At 35.3% G+C, this 13,077-nt stretch carries 12 protein-coding genes; 11 read left to right on the top strand and 1 reads right to left on the bottom strand.

Annotated elements, in window-relative coordinates; genetic code table 11:
- Positions 1 to 7 precede the first annotated feature (7 nt).
- From pgmB to VBZ51_RS06210, 6 genes are read left to right on the top strand one after another with little or no spacing between them, the layout of a single operon-like run.
- On the top strand, positions 8 to 670 hold the full coding sequence (gene pgmB, locus VBZ51_RS06235) for a beta-phosphoglucomutase (RefSeq protein WP_416576393.1): 663 nt from the start codon (positions 8 to 10) through the stop codon (positions 668 to 670).
- A gap of 52 nt (positions 671 to 722) precedes the next feature.
- A complete protein-coding gene (locus VBZ51_RS06230; RefSeq protein WP_416576392.1) occupies positions 723 to 3,026 on the top strand; it encodes a glycoside hydrolase family 65 protein in 2,304 nt (767 codons plus the stop codon).
- Positions 3,027 to 3,064: 38 nt separating this feature from the next.
- Positions 3,065 to 4,840 (top strand): alpha-amylase family protein, encoded by a 1,776-nt coding sequence (locus tag VBZ51_RS06225; RefSeq protein WP_416576391.1) that lies wholly within the window; start codon positions 3,065 to 3,067, stop codon positions 4,838 to 4,840.
- Between the two features lie 58 nt (positions 4,841 to 4,898).
- Positions 4,899 to 5,591 carry a glycerophosphodiester phosphodiesterase gene (locus VBZ51_RS06220; protein ID WP_416576390.1) on the top strand — a complete coding sequence of 231 codons (693 nt, stop codon included), beginning with the start codon at positions 4,899 to 4,901 and terminating at the stop codon, positions 5,589 to 5,591.
- Positions 5,591 to 6,871 (top strand): NAD(P)/FAD-dependent oxidoreductase, encoded by a 1,281-nt coding sequence (locus VBZ51_RS06215; RefSeq protein WP_416576389.1) that lies wholly within the window; start codon positions 5,591 to 5,593, stop codon positions 6,869 to 6,871. The genes VBZ51_RS06220 and VBZ51_RS06215 overlap by 1 nt, the downstream gene beginning before the upstream one ends.
- A 1-nt stretch (position 6,872) precedes the next feature.
- Entirely contained in the window at positions 6,873 to 7,412 is a 540-nt protein-coding gene (locus VBZ51_RS06210) for a DUF1697 domain-containing protein (protein WP_091608688.1), read from the top strand.
- Here VBZ51_RS06210 and VBZ51_RS06205 read toward each other — a convergent pair.
- Positions 7,409 to 7,882, bottom strand: a complete 474-nt coding sequence (locus VBZ51_RS06205; RefSeq protein WP_416576388.1) for a TspO/MBR family protein — start codon at positions 7,880 to 7,882, stop codon at positions 7,409 to 7,411. The genes VBZ51_RS06210 and VBZ51_RS06205 overlap by 4 nt on opposite strands.
- A gap of 81 nt (positions 7,883 to 7,963) precedes the next feature.
- Between VBZ51_RS06205 and VBZ51_RS06200 the strand changes: the two genes are divergently transcribed.
- The 5 genes from VBZ51_RS06200 to VBZ51_RS06180 all read left to right on the top strand — a co-directional run bounded on the left by VBZ51_RS06200 (position 7,964) and on the right by VBZ51_RS06180 (position 13,066).
- Complete coding sequence (locus VBZ51_RS06200) at positions 7,964 to 9,046, top strand: diphosphomevalonate/mevalonate 3,5-bisphosphate decarboxylase family protein (RefSeq protein ID WP_416576387.1); 1,083 nt, start codon at positions 7,964 to 7,966, stop codon at positions 9,044 to 9,046.
- 146 nt (positions 9,047 to 9,192) lie between these two features.
- Positions 9,193 to 10,131 (top strand): mevalonate kinase, encoded by a 939-nt coding sequence (locus VBZ51_RS06195; RefSeq protein ID WP_058105003.1) that lies wholly within the window; start codon positions 9,193 to 9,195, stop codon positions 10,129 to 10,131.
- Positions 10,132 to 10,143: 12 nt separating this feature from the next.
- Positions 10,144 to 11,049 (top strand): geranylgeranylglycerol-phosphate geranylgeranyltransferase, encoded by a 906-nt coding sequence (locus VBZ51_RS06190; protein ID WP_321828371.1) that lies wholly within the window; start codon positions 10,144 to 10,146, stop codon positions 11,047 to 11,049.
- A 75-nt stretch (positions 11,050 to 11,124) separates the two neighbouring features.
- A complete protein-coding gene (locus tag VBZ51_RS06185) occupies positions 11,125 to 11,967 on the top strand; it encodes a pseudouridine synthase (RefSeq protein WP_071340436.1) in 843 nt (280 codons plus the stop codon).
- Between the two features lie 34 nt (positions 11,968 to 12,001).
- Positions 12,002 to 13,066 (top strand): zinc-binding metallopeptidase family protein, encoded by a 1,065-nt coding sequence (locus VBZ51_RS06180; protein WP_416576386.1) that lies wholly within the window; start codon positions 12,002 to 12,004, stop codon positions 13,064 to 13,066.
- The last annotated feature ends 11 nt before the right edge of the window (positions 13,067 to 13,077 follow it).

Below are 13,077 nucleotides of genomic sequence, written 5' to 3'. Positions count from 1 at the left end.
TAATACAATGGGTAAAGTAGGTTTTATATTTGATTTGGACGGTGTTATTGTGGATACCGCTAAATATCATTATTTGGCATGGCGTAAGCTGGCAAACGAATTGGGTTTTGAATTTACCAAAGAACAAAATGAACTTTTTAAGGGCGTAAGTAGAAAAAGGTGTTTGGAAATTCTTTTGGATATAGGCAATGTCAAGGCTACACAAAAACAATTTGATACTTGGATGATAGAGAAGAATGTAGATTACCTGGCCTATATTGAAAAGATGGACGCTAGCGAAATTCTACCAGACGTACCAAGGGTATTAAATTTTTTAAAGGAAAGAAATATTCCTATTGCCTTGGGTTCTGCCAGTAAAAATGCGCAACCTATATTGGAAAAAGTGGGTCTGTTACCATATTTTGATAGCATTGTAGATGGTAACAATGTTACCAAAGCAAAACCAGACCCAGAAGTGTTTTTAATTGCCGCGGACAACCTAAAAGTTAAACCGGAATTATGTGTGGTTTTTGAAGATGCCGTAGCGGGTATTCAAGCAGCTAATGCGGCAGATATGGTCAGCATTGGAATTGGGGATCCAGATATTCTTAATGAAGCGCAGTATAAATTTAAGGATTTCACAGAAATAGATAATCAGTTTTTGGAATTATTATTAAATAAAAATAAATAAAGATAGCTATAGCTAGTTGCTTTATTTTTGATCGTAACACAACAAGAAACTAATGAATCAAGATTATATAAAACCAGATAAATGGTGCATTATTGAAGAAGGATTTGATAAGGAAAATGTCAAATCCTCTGAAAGTATTTTTAGCATCGGTAACGGCGCCATGGGGCAACGTGCCAATTTTGAGGAAACCTATTCAGGAGATACTTTTCAGGGTAGTTATATTGCCGGGGTATATTATCCAGATAAGACCAGGGTAGGTTGGTGGAAAAATGGTTACCCGGAGTATTTTGCCAAGGTTTTAAATGCACCCAATTGGATTGGCATCAATATTAAAATAAATGGTGAAGAATTAGATTTAGCCACTTGCAAAAAAGTTTCGAACTTTAGACGGGAGTTAAATATGAAAGAAGGCGTGTATACACGTAGCTTTTTGGCGGTAACTTCAAATAATGTGGAAATTGAAGTTGTGGTAAAGCGATTTTTGAGTTTGGAGATAGATGAAGTAGGTGCTATTTTATATCAAATCAAAGTGTTGAATACCAAAGCTTCCTTGGTGTTTGAGCCATATCTTGACAGTGGTATTACCAATGAGGACAGTAATTGGGACGACAAATTTTGGAATACCACAAATGTTAGTATCGAAGAAAATCGTGCGTTTATTGAAGCGCACACTATGAAAACGGAATTTAAGACCTGCACCTTTATGCAGGCTTCTTTAGATTATGATGGTGCCACAGTTGTAGGTGTTGCATCGGAAAAGACGGATAATTTCGTTTCATTGAAATTTGAACAGGAGGTAGAGCCTAACACAACTGTAACTTTAACAAAATTTGGTGGTTATACCGTTACACGAAATCACCCAAAAGACGCGTTGAAGCAAGTTGCTCATAATAAACTCAGAGAAGTAAGTGAAATTGGCTTTATAGGGCTTTTACAAAAACAGAAAGAGGCTTGGGCGGCAATTTGGGAAATGAGCGATATTGTCATTGAAGGTGATGTAAAAGCTCAGCAAGGAATTCGTTTTAATATTTTTCAATTGAATCAAACGTACTTGGGGACCGATTCTACCTTAAATATAGGACCTAAAGGTTTTACCGGTGAAAAATATGGTGGTAGTACGTATTGGGATACAGAGGCATATTGTATTCCTTTCTATATGGCTACAAAAGATGATAAAGTGGCTAGAAAATTATTAAAGTATCGCTACAATCATTTAGAAAAGGCTATTGAAAATGCTAAGAAATTAGGCTTTTCAAATGGTGCGGCATTATATCCAATGGTGACTATGAATGGAGAGGAATGCCATAATGAATGGGAAATTACCTTTGAAGAAATACATAGAAATGGAGCCATAGCCTTTGCAATTCACAACTATTTTAGATATACCGGTGATTATAGCTATATACCAGAAATGGGCTTAGAGGTTTTAATAGGCATTTCAAGGTTTTGGCATCAGCGTGTTAATTTGTCAAAAGACAAGAATAAATATGTAATGTTAGGGGTTACGGGTCCTAATGAATATGAGAATAATGTCAATAATAACTGGTATACCAACTATTTGGCAAAATGGTGTATAAACTATACGCTGACCCAATTAGATAAGGTTAAGAGCGGTTATCCGGATGATTACCATAGGGTTGTGGGCAAAACCAAACTTACCGATAGGGAATGTGAAAAGTGGAAGAAGGTTGCAAATAAAATGTATTTCCCTTATTCAAAGGAATATGGTGTTTTCTTGCAGCAAGATGGCTTTTTGGATAAAGAATTGGTTAAAGTGGATGATTTGCCAAAATCTGAAAGACCTATTAACCAAAAATGGAGTTGGGATCGTATTTTAAGATCACCTTATATAAAACAGGCAGATGTACTGCAAGGTTTTTATTTCTTTGAAGAGGATTTCTCTACAGAAGACCTTGAGAGACATTTTGATTTCTACGAACCTTTTACCGTTCATGAATCTTCCTTGTCCCCTTGTGTGCACAGTATTCAGGCAGCTAAATTGGGTAGAATGGAGCAAGCATATAATTTTTATTTAAGAACATCTAGATTAGATTTAGATGATTATAATAAGGAGGTAGAAGAAGGCTTGCACATTACGTCTATGGCCGGTACTTGGATGAGTATTGTTGAAGGTTTTGGTGGTATGCGTGTGTTAAACGATAAATTATCGTTTAAACCTCAGATTCCAAATCAGTGGAATGCATATTCATTTAAGGTTAATTTTAGAAATCGGATCATAAAAGTGAACGTATCCGCTGATTGTACCACTTTTCAATTAATTGGAACAAAAGAAGTTTCTATTCGTGTCAATGGTAAAAAAGTAGAGTTGTTTCCAGATGAGTTGATCACTGTATAGTTTCTTGTTGTAGTTAGTACTAAAAATTAAAATGCCCCATGAATCATAAAATTGTTATTTACCATGTATTTACCAGGTTGTTCGGAAATACGAATACCAATAATAAGCCTTGGGGCACTATTGAGGAGAATGGGGTAGGCAAGTTTGCTGATTTTAATAAAAAGGCACTAACGGAAATTAAGAATTTGGGTGTTACCCACATTTGGTATACCGGGGTGCCGCATCATGCCGTAATAAATGATTATACTGAAATAGGAATATCAAATGATGATCCAGATGTAGTCAAGGGCAGGGCTGGTTCTCCTTATGCTGTTAAGGACTATTACAATGTTAACCCAGATTTGGCTAAAAATCCATCAAATAGATTAAAAGAGTTCAAATCGCTTATTGAGCGTACACATAAGGCCGGCATAAAGGTGATTATAGATATTGTGCCTAATCATGTAGCTAGAAAGTATGAGGGGAAAACTAATCCAAAGGGTGTTTCTGATTTTGGGTTTGGAGATGATACATCCGTAGAGTATCAAAAGGACAATAACTTTTATTACATCCCAGGGACGGAATTTAAAACCCCGCAATGGCAAGATGGTTATGTTCCCTTAGGTGGTGATGCTCCAAATTTTTCCTATCCAAAATTAGAAGAGATTCCTGCAAAGTGGACCGGTAATGGTTCTCGTAGTCCGCAACCGGATATGAACGATTGGTATGAAACTGTACGCATCAATTATGGGGTAAGACCAGATGGCGGACTGGATTTTGATATGCTGCCAAACGATTATGGAGAAAAAGACCATAAAGAACATTTTGAGTATTGGAAGAAAAAAGTAGTACCGAGTTCTTGGAGAAAATTTAAGGATATTGCTTTGTATTGGTTAAATATGGGTGTTGACGGTTTTAGGTATGATATGGCAGAAATGGTCCCTGTAGAATTCTGGAGTTATATGAATTCATCTATTAAAATGAAAAATCCCGATGCTTTTTTAATGGCAGAAGTCTATAATCCAGATTTGTATAGAACATATATTCATAAGGGAAAAATGGACTATCTATATGATAAAGTGGATTTTTATGATGGACTTAAACATATTATGAAAGGCTATGGTTGGTCTGATCACTTACCGGTTGTACAAAATGGTTTACGAGATATAGAGCATCATATGCTCCACTTTTTAGAAAACCATGATGAGCAACGTATTGCTAGTCCAGAATTTGTTGGTAATGCAGAAATTGGGAGACCGGCAATGGTTGTTTCCGCTACCATAAGTACATCGCCCACTATGATTTATTTTGGGCAAGAAGTAGGTGAGCCGGCAGCAGAACATGCAGGTTTTGGTAGTCCGTCAAGAACTTCTATTTTTGATTATATAGGTGTGCCGCATCACCAAAGGTGGGTCAATGATAAAAAATTCGATGGGGGCCAATCTAGCCCCAAAGAAGCGGCTTTGCGAGATTTTTACAAACGTTTGTTGAACTTCACCATCAATAGTGAGGCTTTAATGGGTGCATATAGGGAGATTCATTTCTACAATAAAGAAATTACCGAAAATTATAATCACCGTGTATTGTCCTATGTCCGTTGGTCGGAAAATCAAAAATTAATAATAGTCTCAAATTTTGATGTTAATGAACATTTTTCGTTCGACTTAAAAATACCTGTAGATTTGGTGAATCTGTGGAAATTAAAAGAAGGAATTTATCCACTGCACGATGCTCTTTACGGTCATGTGAATTCTTTACGTATAGAAAATGGTGAAGGTCATATTTCAATTAACCTAAATCCTTTAGAATCCTTTATTTTTGAATTAAAATCATAAACCCATGCTTTATAGAATTATCCTTGCTTTTATTTGTTTAACCTTAGCATCATGTCATATGAAAAAAGAACCTTTAGTCATTGGTCATAGAGGAGCCATGGGCCACGAAACTGAAAATACCTTGCCATCCATTCAAAAGGCATTGGATCTTGGGGTTGATATGATAGAGATCGATGTTTTTAAAATAAAAAGTGGGGAAGTAGTAGTTTTTCATGATGATAAGCTTGATCGAATTACTAATGCACCTGGCGACATTGAAGATTATTATATAGTAGATTTAATGCAGGTAATTGTTGATGGGGGGCATAAAATACCCATGTTGCAAGAAGTATTAAAACTCATTGATAATAAGGTAGCCTTAAACATAGAGCTAAAAGGTGCTGGTACGGCAGATAGGGTAAATCATATTATGAAATATTACATTGAGCAGAAAAATTGGTCGCCCGATAATTTTATTATTTCCAGCTTTAATTGGGATGAGTTGAAGGAGATGCGCAAATATAATTCTAATGTTGCCATTGCTGTATTAACGGAAGAAGACCCTTTAGAAGCAATACCAATGGCAAAAGAGTTGAATGCAGTGGCCATTAATCCGTATTTCAAGAAATTAGATGAGGAAAAAGCCGAAGCAATACATGATGCCGGTTTTAAAATTTATACATGGACGGTAAATGAACCTGCAGATATTGAAGCAATGAAAAATGTAGGTGTAGATGGCATAATTACCAACTTTCCTGAACGAGTAAATTAATGCATGATGTTCTGGTCATTGGTGGCGGTGCAGCCGGTTTCTATGCAGCCATTCATATAGCTGAGAGTAGACCGCAAACCAAAATTGCAATTTTAGAACGAGGTAAGGAAGTACTCACAAAGGTAAAAGTTTCTGGTGGTGGGCGTTGTAATGTAACCCATGCTGAATTTAATCCTGTAGATCTAAGCAAAAACTATCCACGGGGCCAAAAAGAGTTATTGGGTCCTTTTCATACCTACGCAAGTGGAGATACTGTCGGATTTTTTGAGGAACGTGGCGTTGCCTTAAAAATTGAGGAAGATGGTAGAATGTTCCCCGTAACCAATTCTTCACAAACCATTATTGATTGTTTTCTTTCAGAGGCGGATAGATTAGGTATTCAGGTGAAAACGCTTTGTTCTGTAACCGGTATAGAGCAAATTAAAGAGGAGGAAGGGGTAATATGGAAGGTTGCCATTGGTGATGGTCATATGTATTGTAAAAAGCTCATTTTAGCTACTGGCAGCAATCCAAAAATGTGGAATTATGTACAAGCGTTAGGGCATAGTATTGTTCAGCCGGTTCCTTCGTTATTCACTTTTAATATTAAAGATGAGCGTATTTCGGATATTCCTGGTGTGGCTACACATGCAGAGGTCAAAGTGATACCTAAAAAGAATATTAGCAAAAAGAAAGTAAAACTAAAACCAGATACTGCAGTTTTAACTTCAGAAGGACCTTTGTTAATAACACATTGGGGTATGAGCGGACCCGCTATTTTAAAATTATCCGCTTGGGGAGCAAGAATTTTAGAGCAGTACAATTATCAGTTTAAAATACAGGTAAATTGGGCCCCGGAGTATCATCATGATGGGTTATTGGAATTATTTCTTAAGGTAAAGCAGGTAGAAAAGAAAACCGTTATAAGAACCAAGGTATTGGATATACCTAAGCGCCTGTGGGTTAATTTAGTGAAAGCCTCTAATATAGATGATACCTTAACATGGCCCGAAGTTTCAAAACAACAGTTGTCAAATTTGGCGGCACAATTAACAGCGGGTATATTTCAAGTAAATGGAAAAAGCACTTTTAAAGAAGAATTTGTAACGGCAGGTGGTGTAGATTTAAAGGAAATCAACTTTAAGACTTACGAAAGTAAAATACTAACTAATCTTTATTTTGCTGGTGAAATTATAAATGTGGACGCTATTACTGGCGGATTCAATTTCCAGAATGCGTGGACCGGAGGTTATATTGCGGCCCAAGGTGTAGTTAACGATCTGAATACAAATATTGAATAATATGAACACCTATATTGCATTTTTAAGAGGCATTAATGTAAGTGGCAAGCATAAGATTCAAATGGCGGAGCTAAAAGAATTGCTCTCCAAGCAAAAATTGGAAGATGTTAAAACGTATATACAAAGTGGTAACGTGGTATTTAAAAGTGGATTGGAAAATTCCAAAGAATTAGAAAATCTGATATCTAAGGCAATTCTCAGCCATTTTAATTTTAACGTTCCTGTCATAGTGATGACCATTTCTAAATTAAAAGAAATATTAGATCGGAATCCGTTTAAAACAGATGATGAGAATTTGCAAAAACAAAATTACTTTGTTCTGCTGAATGAGATACCAAACGTAGAAGCTGTAGATAAGTTAAGCAAAGAGACATTTAAAACTGAAGATTTTTTAGTTGCCAATGACTGTATGTATCTAAAATGTACAGCGGGTTATGGTAAAGCAAAATTGAATAATAATTATGTTGAGCGTAAGTTGAAAGTTGAGGCAACCACTAGAAATTACAGGACAATGAGTAAGCTGTTAGAACTGTCCAATTAGTTCAATTCCCATATTTTAAAATTTAGGGCCGTAGCAAAGCATACCCATAAGAAATATGGAGTCAATAGATATGCTGCAAATTTACTGACTACCTTAAACCATTTTATAGTAAGTGCCAGAACAATTAATAGCGCTACAATGATCAATAGGGCCAATAAGGGCTGTTTAAGTCCAAAAAAAACAATACTCCATAAACCGTTTAAGAGTAATTGAAATCCAAAATGATAAAGTCCGGTCTTAACCCATTTATGGTGAAAACCTTTTGCCCAGACCCAACCAGCAGAAATACCCATCATAATGTAGAGTACACTCCAAACGGGGGCAAAAATCCAATTAGGTGGATTAAAACTTGGCTTGTTCAGTGTTAAATACCAGCTATTTACAGAGCTCTGTGTAACTACACTACTCAAGAAACCTATAGTAGAGCATATTACTATGCCGATTAATATGTAGGTAAGCTTTCTTTTCAATTGGCTGGTGTTTAGCTCTAAAATAAGGATTTATTTTAATTGATAGCCCTAAAAACTATATTTGCACAAATTGAAAATTCAATGTCAGAAAAAGATTTTATTCCATCATCATACATTACATTGAAAGAAGAAGGTATTGTTGGGTATACATCACCTAGCAATATTGCATTGGTTAAATATTGGGGAAAAAGGGAGAATCAAATACCTGCCAATCCGTCTATAAGTTTTACACTGGCCGCTTGTATGACCAAAACCAGTGTAGAATACAAGAAAAAAATAAGAAAGGATGACGAATTCTCGTTTGATCTATTTTTTGAAGATCAGCCAAAAGAAGAGTTTAAACCAAAGATTAAAACATTCTTAAAAAGGATAGAAAAATATCTACCTTTCTTAAAAGAATATCATTTGGTCATAAAAACATCAAATACATTTCCGCATAGTAGTGGTATTGCTTCATCTGCCAGTGGAATGTCTGCTTTAGCTTTATGTTTTATGGAAATGGAAAGGACTTTTTCGGCACCAATTACTGATGATTTTTTCAACAATAAGGTATCCTTTATATCGCGCTTAGGGTCTGGTAGTGCATGCCGAAGTATTGAAGGTCCTTTGGTGCAGTGGGGAGAAACCTCTTCGGTTGAAGGTAGTTCAAATTTGTTTGGGGTTAAATATCCCAACAAAGTACATGATATTTTCAATAATTTTCATGATACCATTTTGTTGGTAGACAAAGGGGAGAAACAAGTAAGTAGTACAGTTGGTCATGAGCTTATGCATGGTCATCCGTTTGCATCGCAAAGATTTGAACAAGCTCATGAGAATTTAGATAAGCTGCGTACAATCTTGGCAGAGGGTAACTTAAATGATTTTATTGGTATAGTAGAAAGTGAGGCACTTACTTTGCATGCTATGATGATGACTAGTGATCCTTATTTTATTTTAATGAAACCCAATACACTTTCTATTATAAATGAAATTTGGAAGTTTAGACAAACATCCAATACCCATGTTTGTTTTACATTAGATGCAGGGGCAAATGTACATGTGCTATACCCTGAAAATGAAAAAGATATCGTTTTTCCGTTTATTAAAGAGAAGTTAATTTCTTTTTGTCAAAATGGGCAGTATATTTGTGATCGAATTGGTCTGGGTGCTAAGAAGTTGTAAATGATTTGCACACTATTTGTGTGCAACCTACGTTTGTAAAAAGAACGGTTTTACTATTTTGTTTAACCTTTTTGGGTAAAACGTTCAACTTTATGTGTTTCTTTGACTATATTTATATAAGTTCAATGCTTGCTTAGTTATTAAAAATGAAAGGACCTTTATTTTATTCAAAAATTCTTCTCTTCGGGGAGTATGGCATTATTAAAGATTCCAAAGGCTTATCCATTCCTTATAATTTTTATAAAGGGGCCTTAAAATCTGACGCAAGTGTTTCTAAAGAAGCAACAAAATCTAACAAGAGTTTAGAGGCTTTTGCCCTGTATTTGGAAAAGTTGACCATAGATGAGCCTAAATTGGTGTCATTTGATTTGGATACTTTAAAGTCAGATGTTGCAGCGGGTATGTATTTTGATAGTTCAATACCACAGGGGTATGGCGTAGGTAGTAGTGGTGCTTTGGTAGCAGCAATCTATGATAAATATGCTCAACATAAAATTACCGTTCTTGAAAATTTAACCAGAGAGAAATTGTTGAAACTAAAAACGATATTCGGTAAAATGGAGTCGTTTTTCCATGGCAAGTCCTCTGGCCTTGATCCTTTGAACAGTTATTTAAGTTTGCCCATTCTCATTAATTCTAAGGATAATATTGAATCAACAAGTATTCCATCACAGAATGCAGAAGGTAAAGGAGCTGTATTTTTATTGGATAGCGGTATTATTGGTGAGACCGCTCCTATGATTCAGATTTTCATGGAGCAAATGAAGAATGATGGATTTAGAAGTATGTTGAAAAACCAATTTATAAAGCATACGGATGCATGTGTAGAAGACTTTGTAAATGGTAATATAAAATCCCTGTTCGGTAATTTAAAACAGCTATCGCACGTAGTATTGGATAACTTTAAGCCAATGATACCGGCAAAGTTCCATGATTTATGGAAAAAAGGTATAGACACCAATGACTATTACCTAAAATTGTGTGGTTCAGGTGGTGGTGGCTACATATTAGGGTTTACAGAGGATTTGGAAAAAGCTAAAACTGCGTTAAAAGATTATAAACTGGAAGTAGTTTATAATTTTTAGGTAATTTCCATAATGCTTAATAGAAAAAATAAACTCTTACTGTTAAAAGTATTGAGTCTGTTTTCAGTAGTTAGGGGGTATAATATCTTAGTTATAGCTCTAGCGCAATATTTGGCATCCATTTATATACTTGCTCCAGAACTTCCGGTACGTAGAGTAGTATTGGATATTAATCTCTTTGTTATCGTATTGGCATCTGCTTTGGTTATTGCGGGTGGTTATATCATTAATAACTTTTATGATGCCGAAAAAGACCTCATAAATAAACCAAGAAAAAGTATGCTGGATCGTTTGGTAAGCCAACGGTTTAAGCTAACTACTTATTTTGTGTTGAATTTTATAGCGGTAATTGCGGCCAGTTATGTTTCATTTAAAGCTGTATTCTTTTTTTCCTCTTATATTTTTGGTATCTGGATCTACTCCCATAAGCTAAAAAGAATTCCGTTTTTAGGTAATTTTATTTCCGCCACATTAGCTATTACTCCTTTCTTTGTGGTGTTTATTTATTATAAGAATATACAGACGGTAATATTTGTGCATGCCGTATTTCTCTTTTTACTTATTCTTGCTCGAGAGATAATTAAGGATTTGGAAAATATCTCTGGTGACTTAGCACAGAATTATAGGACCATTCCTATTATATATGGCGCAAGAACATCTAAATTAGTAATCTCATTTTTAATTCTTTTGACTTTAGTACCGTCGTTATTATTGATTTTTAGATTTGATGTTGGCCACATGAATATCTATTTTATATTATGTGTTCTTCTATTACTGTTGTTTATAGTCTTATTGTTTAGGGCCAAGGCACGTAAAGATTATGTTTGGTTGCATAATATTCTCAAATTGATCATAGTAATGGGGGTGTTCAGTATTCTTCTTATTGACATAGACTTAGTTTTAAATAGAATATTGTAGTTGTTGGTAATATGTTTCATATAACTATTTGAACCGCAATGCAATTTGCTACCTTTGTGCAAAATTGGTACAATTATGAGCAGGGATGATTCTAGTAGAGGTAAGAAACCGTCGGGTAGGCAAGGTGGTAATTTTAAAAAAAAGAGCTACGCCCGTGGTAATTCGCCCATTAAAAAAAATGTAACTCCAAGCAAGCCGCAAGATCCTAATTCAATTCGATTGAATAAATACGTGGCCAATTCTGGTGTATGTTCTAGGAGAGATGCCGATATATACATTGCCGCCGGTAGTGTAACAGTAAATGGTAAGCCTGTAACCGAAATGGGTTACAAGGTAAAGTTAAGCGATGAGGTAAAATTCGATGGTCAATTATTGAATCCGGTCAAAAGAGAATACGTACTACTTAACAAACCAAAAGACTTTGTTACCACCATTCGCGATGAAAGAGGTAAAAGACACGTTTCTGGATTAATATCAAGTGCTTCTAAGTCAAAATTACTTCCTGTAGATAAATTGGAAAAAGAACATACAGGTTTACTTTTGTTTACCAATGATGGTAATATGACCAAGACGTTAAAAAGCCCTATCAACGGTCTACGTAAAATATATCATTTAGTACTTGAGCAAGAATTACGAAGTGCCGATTTAAAGAAAATTCAAGAAGGGGTCGTTGTAGATGAAAAAGTAGTTCGTGTACAGGATATTAGTTTCATTGCGGATGCTCCCAAAAGGGAAGTTGGTATTGAAATTTATAGTTCTAGAAATAAAATTGTAGAGCGTTTGTTTGAAACCTTAGGATATAAGATCCAAAAATTGGATAGGGTAGTTTATGGTGGTCTTACCAAAAAAGATTTACCAAGAGGGCACTGGAGATATTTGACAGAACAAGAAATCATTAATTTCAAAATGATCAAATAGTACATGCTCCTTGTCTTAATAAAGGCTATAGGATATGAAATTATTTCAGTGTACCAATTGTAAGAGTACAGTTGTTTTTGAAAACAATACATGTTTAAACTGCGGTTTTAAACTGGGCTATTCGTCATATTATAATAAAATTGTTTCTTTAGATCCAAGCGCTGCTACATGGCAGGTTAAAGAACTGGATGGAAAGACCTATGAGTATTGTGAGAACTATAAGCACACGGTCTGTAACTGGTTGGTTGACGTTTCTAGAGGTCGCAAATTCTGTCTTGCCTGTACCCTGAACAGAACAATTCCGCATCTTTTAGATGATGATAATCTTAAAAAATGGAAACATATAGAGGTTGCCAAGCACAGATTGGTATATCAATTATTACGTTTTAGACTACCGGTAGTTAGTAAAACTGTAGATGATGACAAAGGTTTTTGCTTTGATTTTTTAGAGAAAGATGAGCTTCCAGAAGAATCAAAAGGATTAAAAACGGGTCATGCAAATGGTGTAATTACCCTTATGATAGCGGAAGCCGATCCTGTTGTTCGCGAGCAGGTAAAACAGCAAATGGCAGAGCGATATAGAACTTTACTCGGTCATTTTAGGCATGAGGTGGGACATTATTATTGGGATTTGCTAATTCGTGATAATCCGGAGGTATTAGCGGATTTTAGGAGCATTTTTGGTGATGAATCTCAATCGTATGCAGATGCATTGACCACCCATTATAATAATGGTCCAAAGGCAAATTGGCAACAAAGTTTTATAAGTAAATATGCATCATCCCACCCTTGGGAAGATTGGGCAGAAACGTGGTCCCATTACTTACACTTGACTGATGTATTGGAAACCGCCTATAATTTCGGTCTCAAAACTAACTCTAAAATAATTGCTAAGAAAAGACTGAAAATGAATGCGGCTTTTGATCCTTATACCGTTACTGATTTTAGTAGAATAATGGAAACAGGTATTCCCCTTTTATTTACACTTAATAGTATGAACCGTTCTTTAGGAGAAGACGATCCCTACCCGTTTATAATCTCAAAACCTGTTGAGAAAAAATTAGAGTTCATTCATAAATTGTTAAAAGGGATTTTCTGAATTAATTAATT

The organism is Maribacter sp. HS (assembly GCF_048059195.1).
In the GTDB taxonomy this organism is placed as follows: Bacteria; Bacteroidota; Bacteroidia; order Flavobacteriales; family Flavobacteriaceae; genus Maribacter; species Maribacter dokdonensis.
Note: the sequence above shows the minus strand (reverse complement) of the source record. Positions and strands in the feature narration are given on the sequence as shown.

What these genes read in the sequence shown, in the direction of transcription:
- VBZ51_RS06185 (WP_071340436.1), top strand. Translation starts at nt 11,125, where the DNA reads ATGAGCAGGGATGATTCTAGTAGAGGTAAGAAACCGTCGGGTAGGCAA.
- VBZ51_RS06230 (WP_416576392.1), top strand. Translation starts at nt 723, where the DNA reads ATGAATCAAGATTATATAAAACCAGATAAATGGTGCATTATTGAAGAA.
- VBZ51_RS06225 (WP_416576391.1), top strand. Translation starts at nt 3,065, where the DNA reads ATGAATCATAAAATTGTTATTTACCATGTATTTACCAGGTTGTTCGGA.
- VBZ51_RS06180 (WP_416576386.1), top strand. Translation starts at nt 12,002, where the DNA reads ATGAAATTATTTCAGTGTACCAATTGTAAGAGTACAGTTGTTTTTGAA.
- VBZ51_RS06215 (WP_416576389.1), top strand. Translation starts at nt 5,591, where the DNA reads ATGCATGATGTTCTGGTCATTGGTGGCGGTGCAGCCGGTTTCTATGCA.
- VBZ51_RS06190 (WP_321828371.1), top strand. Translation starts at nt 10,144, where the DNA reads ATGCTTAATAGAAAAAATAAACTCTTACTGTTAAAAGTATTGAGTCTG.
- VBZ51_RS06200 (WP_416576387.1), top strand. Translation starts at nt 7,964, where the DNA reads ATGTCAGAAAAAGATTTTATTCCATCATCATACATTACATTGAAAGAA.
- VBZ51_RS06195 (WP_058105003.1), top strand. Translation starts at nt 9,193, where the DNA reads ATGAAAGGACCTTTATTTTATTCAAAAATTCTTCTCTTCGGGGAGTAT.
- VBZ51_RS06220 (WP_416576390.1), top strand. Translation starts at nt 4,899, where the DNA reads ATGAAAAAAGAACCTTTAGTCATTGGTCATAGAGGAGCCATGGGCCAC.
- VBZ51_RS06210 (WP_091608688.1), top strand. Translation starts at nt 6,873, where the DNA reads ATGAACACCTATATTGCATTTTTAAGAGGCATTAATGTAAGTGGCAAG.
- pgmB (WP_416576393.1), top strand. Translation starts at nt 8, where the DNA reads ATGGGTAAAGTAGGTTTTATATTTGATTTGGACGGTGTTATTGTGGAT.